Origin of the sequence: Paraclostridium sp. AKS73, from assembly GCF_025671395.1 — a bacterium.
In the GTDB taxonomy this organism is placed as follows: Bacteria; Bacillota; Clostridia; order Peptostreptococcales; family Peptostreptococcaceae; genus Paraclostridium; species Paraclostridium benzoelyticum.
On sequence record NZ_JAIXHU010000006.1, the window covers coordinates 123,560 to 131,777 of the forward strand.

Below are 8,218 nucleotides of genomic sequence, written 5' to 3' on the forward strand. Positions count from 1 at the left end.
TACAATAGGGGTAGAGAGAAAAAATGAGTATAAAGAGAAAAATATTAATAGTTATTATGGTGATATTAGCGATAATGGCTATAGTACCAAAAAATCAAGTAGTAAGTAGTATATCATTAGTTGGATTTACAACTTTAATTTTATCAATGAAATTAAGTGATGATATTTTAAGAAGAAAGCTTATAAAGAGAATAGATAAAGAAAACATAGAATGTATCAAAGTAAAAGAAAATAATAAATTGGTTATTATACCTATGGGAATTTTGCTATTTAATATGTATAGTACAATTAAATCAAGGTATGCAGGTTTTAACCATGGAAATAAGTACACTATTACAAATCTATTAACATATACAAATAGTTTTGAGTTGTATGAAAAGGTGATTCTTTTAATGATTTCTGTAATTAGTATATTTTGTATTATTAATATAATACAAGTAATATTAAATCCATGTATAGTATCTAAAGATAAAGTGATTTTCTACGATGGAACAGTATTCGATATTGATAAAATAGAAGAAATAGAATATAACAATTCGGTTCTTATAAAGAATAAAAAAATAATTAAAGTTTCAAAAGGTTTTAGAGATAGAAAGATAATAATTGATGTAGAAAACTTTGATAAAGTTAAACAATTATTAGAGGCTGAAAGTTAATTTGGTATATTAAAAACTAATAATGTATTTTGGTAAAAAGGAGTATAAGAGGATTATGAAAAGTATACTAGAAAATGGGTATATTATTAAACCCATAACGAATGATAATCATAATGAGATTAAACAACTATATGATTTATGCTCTGACTATCACATACTAGCTAGTGGTAGAAATGCAACTGATAAAGATATAGATGATATCTTTAAGTATAGTGAAAAAAAGACTTTAGAGGATTCTTTAACATTAGGAGTATATGATAATAGTGAAGTTCTAATTGGTATAGTAGATATACTTAAGGACTACCCAGAAATTGGAACTTGGATGATAGGTTTACTTTTACTTTCGCCAAGTGAGAGAAATAAAAAATTAGGTAGAGCTGTTCATGAAGAAATAAAGAGATATGCATTAAGTGAAGGTGCTATAAGATTGAGAATAGGAGTACTAGAAGATAATATTAATGGACGAAGATTCTGGGATTCACTAGAATACCAGTATGTAAAAACAACAAGTATGGATATTGAAAATAAAAATCATAATGTAGATATATTAAGTTTATTAATTACGGAGCAATAATATTATTGCTCTTTTTTTATGCTAAAAACATATATTTTAGAAATGAATTAAGCCTAAATAATCTGATACAATTAAACTAGATTTTAATTAGGAGGGGAATTTGATTGATTAGACTTTTGAATTCTAAAGATTTAGATATAGATAAAGTAAAGGACTTTTATTGTAACTATGCAACCTGGAAAGTACTAAGTAAATATGAGGATTGGGAAAAATAATAAAAAATCTTCAAGTATTATAACTTGCTGGGATGATAATAGTTTGATAGGAATGGCTAGATCTTTAAGTGAGGAAGTAAGATGGGCTACTATAATAGATGTATTGGTTCATCCTGAGCATAGAGGTAAAGGTATAGGGAGTAAGATAATCGAAAGTTTATTAGAACAACCAGAGATGCATGTAAGGACCATATATTTGGCAACACCTGATAAAGAAGATTTTTATAATAAGTTGGGGTTTAAAACAGTTAATGAACATTGTTGTTATATGATTAAAGTTCAAAAGGATATTGAAGATAATTATGGACTACCTATTAACTAGAAATACTTAAATGTAGAACTATTAGTTATTAAAAAATAGTTTAAACTATAATATAACTATGTTTTAACTAGGATAATTTGTGAAATAAATTTAGTTAAAATAAAGCTTACAATTAGTAACTAATTAGAAATCAAGCTGTAAGAATTGTGCTTACAAGAAATATACAAAATAGGATAAAAGAGGGGGCAAATAATGTTAGTAGAAAAATCGTTTGGAGAAAAAATTATATACACTTAGAACATCAACAGTGGGCGGTTCATCAATCTATTAATATACTAAATAATAAAAAATATTAAGGTTCAAATTTGAATAAATTGTATTTATGACACAAATAAAACTAATAAATAACTTTGTTATTTATTAGTTTTATTTGTGTTATAAATATGTTTAAATAAAGCTAAATTACAGGAATTATTAAGTTGATTAAAGGCAGAGTTTAGTAAAATCAAATATTACAGGAAGTAAGATTTATGTAAGTTTATAAATACACGAACTAGTTTTGTAAAAAGTGTAGTGATATTTGCAACAAGAAGATAGTTATGTAGACAGCAAGGAATAGTATTCATACAATTAAATTATATTGAGAGAGGAGGTAAAAATGAAAATAAACCATATTAAAGATAATTTAATAAATGAAACTAATGTAAATGTAATAACCACTGACGATAATGAAAATGACTATATTTATATAAAAGAATTATTAACAGTGCATAATTCAAGTATCATAGGTAAGGACTTAGATACAAATAAAGAAATAAAGGTAAAGGATAAAGATATAATATATTTTGAAACTTATGGAAGAGATGTATGTTTTACAACTATTGAAAACAAATTATTAATTATAAAGATATCGATGAAAAGATTAGAGGAAATTCTATCAAGAAGAAATTATTTTATAAAAGTAAATAAAAATACAATAATAAATGTTAAGCATATAGAGGAGATTAGTTACCATTCTAATATGAGATTTCAAGTAATACTAAGCAATCGATATAAGCAAGTAGTAAATCGAAGTTATTTTAGAGATTTCAAAAAAAGTATAGAGGAGGAATATAATCAATGAAAGCCTATAACTCCAAATTTTTTCTTATATTATCAGAGTGTTTAATTATATTTATGATATATGGAATAGTTACATCTGATAGGAATATGTCTAATTGGTTGATAACTATTCTAGGAATATCTTTTCTATTTTCATATTCAGCAACAGTACTATACCCAAAGCTATTGAGTAAATATGGAGAAAATCATTATAAACTAATATTAATTGTTCAAAATTTATTCATGTCAACGATTTTATATGTATTAGGAAACGAATTAGGATATTTAACAAACTATATTAGTTTTTTAATTCAATATAGTTTAATTGCTATCGTAACGTATTATATAAATAGGAGAATTTATATAAAAGAAATAAGATACTTAAATAATCTTGTAAAAAACTCAAAGCATTAGATTATATAAATTACCTAAATGAATATGCCTTTTTAGTATAAAGAATCTGTAAGCAAATTTCTTACATCAAATAAGATCAAAAGGACTCATGCAAATATTGAACTCTTTTGATCTTATTTAAATTTTATGGATGTCTTAATAGTATTAAACAACTTGTATATTAATTTATTTTAGATTAGGTAGTGATTAACATAGTTTAAAATAAATATTATAACCTTAGAAATATGATAAAATATTATACACATAGTTTTTATATCAAGTACGAAAGGAAAATAAAAAATGATATACATAAGTGCTTTTGAATTTGTTAATGAAGATACTGAATATAAATTTATATTAGAGGAAAAAAGAACTTGTTATGACTCTTTTTATCCATTTAAAATATTATCTAAAAATCAATTTGAAAGAATTGACTTTGAACCAAGTACTATATTATACGGGGGTAATGGATCTGGAAAGTCAACAGCATTAAATATAATTGCTGAAAAAGTAAACCTAGATAGAGATTCTATTTACAATAAAACTAATTTTTTTACGGACTATGTAAATATGTGCTACATGGAAATTTCAAATGAAATACCTGAAAATAGTAAGATTATAACTAGTGATGATGTATTTGATTATATGTTAAATATCAGAAATATAAATGAACGTATTGATGAAAAGAGATCTGAGTTATTTGAAGAATATATAGATACTAAATTTTCAAGTTTTAGGATGACGTCTTTAGATGATTATGATGAAATGAAAAAATAAGTAGGGCTAAGAAAAAAACTCAATCTAAATTTATAAGAGATAACTTAAGAGACAACATTAGAGAATATTCAAACGGAGAAAGTGCTTTTAAATATTTCTAGAAAGATAGGAGAGAATGGACTGTATATACTGGATGAGCCTGAAAATAGTCTTTCCCCGCAAAGACAAATAGAATTGTCTAAATTTATAGAAGATGCATCAAGATTTTTTGGATGCCAATTTATAATATCAACGCACTCTCCATTTATGCTATCTATGAAAGGTGCTAAAATATATGACCTTGATGAGGATCCAGTAAGAGTTAAAAAATGGACAGAATTAGAAAATGTACGTACCTATTATGATTTTTTAAAGAACATGAAAAAGAATTTTAGTATGTAAGTTACAAAAATATTAGGACTATACTCTAACTTAGAAGAGATATATGTACTATAATAATTAATATGCATTATTAAGTTAATGTATAAATAGCATAAATAGGAGGCAAGTTGTAAATGACAGTAAATTCTATAGAAACAGAAATACTAGAAGTTAAAGATTTGAACTCGGATTACGAAAGTGTTAAAAAAGGAGCAGAATACCTAAAAAAAGGTGAAGTTGTTGCAATTCCTACAGAAACGGTTTATGGATTAGCGGCAGATGCTTTTAATGAAAATTCAATTAAAAAGGTATTTCAAGTAAAAGGTAGACCACAAGATAATCCATTATTAGTACATATACATAAATTAGAACAAGTTTATGATATATGCAAAGATATACCACAAGAAGCGAAAAAAGTATTTGATGCTTTTTGGCCAGGTTCAGTAACATTAATTTTCAATAAAAAAGAGTGTATTTCAGATACAGTTACAGCGGGTATGGATACTGTGGCAGTTAGGTTTCCTAAAAGTGAAATAGCTAGAGCTGTAATTAAAGAAAGTGGAACTTTATTAGTTGCTCCGTCTGCAAATTTATCAGGCAAGCCTTCAACTACAAGTGCAAAACATTGTATTAACGATTTAAGTGGAAAAATTCCTTGTATTTTAGATGGAGGGTCATGTTCAATTGGTTTAGAATCAACAATCATAGACATGTCAACTCCAGATCCTGTACTGTTAAGACCTGGAGCTATAAGTGTAGATGAGATATGTGATATAATTCCTAACCTTATATATAAAAAGGATCTATTAAGTGTTGAAGATAGTGAAGTACCAAAAGCTCCAGGAATGAAGTATAGACATTATGCACCAGATGTACCTGTAACATTAGTTGAAGGAGATTATGTAAATACTTCTAAGTGGATTAAAGAAAATGCAAATAAGGATAATGCTATACTTTGTTTTGAAGAGTTTTTAGACGAATTCAGCAACTATAATTACATATATAGTTTAGGAAGTTTTAATACATTAAATATTGCAGCACAAAAAATATTTGACTTACTTAGAGAATGTGATAAGTTGGATATTGACCATATTTACATACAAGCGCCTATTAATCATGGATTAGGAAATTCTATAATCAATAGATTAGAAAAAGCTAGTGCAGGAAACATTGTTCATATATAAATAACTTTACATGTAGTTGTAAGTAAAAAAATTCTACAATTATGTTTGATAAAAAAATAACCATGGGTTATAAATAAAAAACATTAATAAAAATCCACCAATAGAAAATCATTATACTATAAAAAATTATGATATAATCAAGCTTATATTTATTGTATAGTTAAGGAGTAAAATATGAATATAAAAATAAGAAATGAGCGTAAGGAAGATTTTAGAAAAGTTGAAGAGGTTGCAAGAGAAGCATTTTGGAATTTATACTTTCCTGGATGTAATGAGCATTTAGTAATCCATAATATGAGAAAACACATAGATTTTATACCAGAGCTTTCATTTGTAATAGAAGTAGATGGTAAAATAGTAGGAAGCATATTTTATACGCATTCAAAAGTAATATCAGAAGATGGCAACGAGTACAATACTATTACCTTTGGTCCAGTTAGTATATTACCAAGCATGCATAGAAAAGGACTTGGGCGTAAACTTATTACATACTCTATAGAAATTGCAAAAAAATTGGGGTATACGGCGATATTAACATTAGGATATCCATACCATTATGAGCCATATGGATTTGTTGGAGCAAAAAAATATAATATATCAATGGAAGATGGTAATTATTATAAAGGATTATTAGCATTGCCTCTTTATGAAGGGGCATTAGATGACATTTCAGGATATGTAGAATTTGCAGATATTTTTGATCCAAGTGAAGATGACGTCGAAGAATTTGATAAGACGTTTTGTCCAAAGAAAAAGCAATTTCAAGCTAGTCAAAAGGAGTATGAAATTTCGTGTAGTATGATTGATGAAGATTAGGATAAAAAAGCTTACAAGTAATAATATAAAAAGAATTCATAACAGTTGAGCTCTTTTTTATATATAATTAAAATACTTTTAAGTAGGGGGATGATGATGTATAAAAAATTACTAATAGGTTTTTTTATATTGTTACTAATATTGATTTTAGCTTACACACAAATTAATAAAGAGAGTAATGGTAGCAAAGTTGAAGTTAGAGGGTTAACTTTAAAAATTTCTTTGGTTACAGTAGCTTATGACGTTTATAGGACAAACTTTAAAAATGTTGATGAATTTAATGAAAATTTATACAAAAATTGTGGAGAGTATGGGGTAGATTATTATAAATGGTTAAAAGAAACATATTCAACTATGGATACTGAGATGAAGCGCAGATTAATTAGAATATATGATAATTATGGTGAGTGGAAATACGTATCAGAAACAATATCTTTGGATGATAATGCTAGCGTTGAAGAAGTCGTAGAAAAAATTAATAATCAATCTAAGTTAGAATTAAGTCAAATGAGAAAGGAAGATATAGATATATTCTATAATTATTTTTACAAAACGTACTTAAAGGAATTTATAGAAAGTAATAATTCCAAAATAGAATTAAACAGAAAAAAAGTTAACAGATACCTTGAAAAGGAAAATATAGATATATTTAAATTTATGGAATATGAAAGTGGAATAAAATTTAATAAGGATTATACTGCATTATTTTATTATGATTTGCGACCAATAGGAGCGATGGGATTTGAAAATGGAAATTATAAGATATCGACGATTCAACCATCCACAAATAAAGATAATTTATTTGGAGCACCATTCCATGAATATTCACATGAGCTATTTAGAAACTTTACCGGAACGAAGGAGTTTATAAAAATTTCGAATGAATTAAAGAAAGATAAAACTTTATTAGATAGCTATAATAGTTTTGGCAAAGATGCTTATGATTGGGTAGGATGGTGTGAAGAAAACTTAGTTGAGGGTTTGCAAAATACCTAGAGCATAAGTGTTATAACCGTAAAAAAACGAATACGACTTATGTATATGATGTGAAATTTTATAATTATTTAATAGATAATAAATTTAATCTAAAAGATACTGATTTAAAAGATGTTAGTATAAATTTTTATGAAGATACTTTAAGTAAAAATTCATATTAAAAATTCATATTAATTTTGTTATTAATCAAATATTATATAGTTTAAATTTAAATTTAAAAAAGTAAAATTATAGATAAAAATTAGTTATAAGTTAGTTTTAACTATGTTGTAATTAAGAATTTATATAAATAAGCTTAGAATTAAGTGAAAATAAGGGTTACAGATAATAATAAATATGTAAGCGACATGCTTACAATTAATAATAAAAAAGAGGACTCTTAAGAATGAGCTCTCTTTTTTATTACATTTATATAGTAGTTATTATTCTAGATTTGAAAAATCTTTCTTGAAACTCAACTAGTGAGTAAATTTGATCCTTATTATATTTGTTTAAATCTTTACAAACAACAAGTTTATCTTCAATATCATTTTCTCTTTTTATTAAGGCTACAACATATCCGGTAAATGACTCCAAAGGTTCAAACTCACCAATAACGTATGCATCAATTTCTTCACCATCACCAGATAATGTATTAGGTATATACCCGTAATTAAGAGTGTATACATAGTTGTATTTTGGATGGTTGCTACCTAAAGGCTATCCATTATAACATTAACTTTTTCTCCTAAATATTTCTCCATAAACATCTCCTTATTAATAAATATACTTAACTTCAAGTATCCTTAAATCTAGTTTTAAGGGATACTTGAAGTGATAATCTAATGATTGTCTAATCTTATTATATTCATTTTATATTTCAATTTTACTTTATATTTTATTTA

The 8,218-nt window shown here is 25.7% G+C and carries 10 protein-coding genes and 1 pseudogene; 10 read left to right on the forward strand and 1 reads right to left on the reverse strand.

The window, feature by feature from the left end; translation table 11 throughout:
* Positions 1-23: 23 nt before the first annotated feature.
* The 10 genes from LEQ07_RS06015 (at position 24) to LEQ07_RS06055 (ending at position 7,334) form a co-directional block, all read left to right on the forward strand.
* Positions 24-656 (forward strand): hypothetical protein, encoded by a 633-nt coding sequence (locus tag LEQ07_RS06015; protein WP_263329901.1) that lies wholly within the window; start codon positions 24-26, stop codon positions 654-656.
* Between the two features lie 55 nt (positions 657-711).
* The gene (locus LEQ07_RS06020; protein ID WP_263329902.1) at positions 712-1,230 is read left to right on the forward strand and encodes a GNAT family N-acetyltransferase; all 519 of its coding nucleotides are present in this window, start codon (positions 712-714) and stop codon (positions 1,228-1,230) included.
* Between the two features lie 195 nt (positions 1,231-1,425).
* Entirely contained in the window at positions 1,426-1,767 is a 342-nt protein-coding gene (locus tag LEQ07_RS06025) for a GNAT family N-acetyltransferase (RefSeq protein ID WP_263329903.1), read from the forward strand.
* A gap of 598 nt (positions 1,768-2,365) precedes the next feature.
* Entirely contained in the window at positions 2,366-2,830 is a 465-nt protein-coding gene (locus LEQ07_RS06030; protein WP_263329904.1) for a LytTR family DNA-binding domain-containing protein, read from the forward strand.
* Complete coding sequence (locus LEQ07_RS06035; protein WP_021431908.1) at positions 2,827-3,222, forward strand: hypothetical protein; 396 nt, start codon at positions 2,827-2,829, stop codon at positions 3,220-3,222. Before LEQ07_RS06030 ends, LEQ07_RS06035 begins: the two co-directional genes overlap by 4 nt.
* A gap of 279 nt (positions 3,223-3,501) precedes the next feature.
* Positions 3,502-3,978 carry an ATP-binding cassette domain-containing protein gene (locus tag LEQ07_RS20860; protein ID WP_332842950.1) on the forward strand — a complete coding sequence of 159 codons (477 nt, stop codon included), beginning with the start codon at positions 3,502-3,504 and terminating at the stop codon, positions 3,976-3,978.
* Positions 3,979-4,059: 81 nt separating this feature from the next.
* The gene (locus LEQ07_RS20865; RefSeq protein ID WP_332842951.1) at positions 4,060-4,359 is read left to right on the forward strand and encodes an AAA family ATPase; all 300 of its coding nucleotides are present in this window, start codon (positions 4,060-4,062) and stop codon (positions 4,357-4,359) included.
* Between the two features lie 113 nt (positions 4,360-4,472).
* On the forward strand, positions 4,473-5,522 hold the full coding sequence (locus tag LEQ07_RS06045) for an L-threonylcarbamoyladenylate synthase (protein WP_199874293.1): 1,050 nt from the start codon (positions 4,473-4,475) through the stop codon (positions 5,520-5,522).
* Positions 5,523-5,696: 174 nt separating this feature from the next.
* Positions 5,697-6,338, forward strand: coding sequence for a GNAT family N-acetyltransferase (locus LEQ07_RS06050; RefSeq protein WP_046823864.1), 642 nt, complete (start codon positions 5,697-5,699; stop codon positions 6,336-6,338).
* Positions 6,339-6,434: 96 nt separating this feature from the next.
* Positions 6,435-7,334 carry a hypothetical protein gene (locus tag LEQ07_RS06055; protein WP_263329905.1) on the forward strand — a complete coding sequence of 300 codons (900 nt, stop codon included), beginning with the start codon at positions 6,435-6,437 and terminating at the stop codon, positions 7,332-7,334.
* Between the two features lie 408 nt (positions 7,335-7,742).
* On the opposite strand, the pseudogene LEQ07_RS06060 reads toward LEQ07_RS06055, so the two are convergent.
* A pseudogene (locus tag LEQ07_RS06060) lies at positions 7,743-7,991 on the reverse strand (inorganic diphosphatase); the annotation flags it as partial.
* Positions 7,992-8,218: the final 227 nt, after the last annotated feature.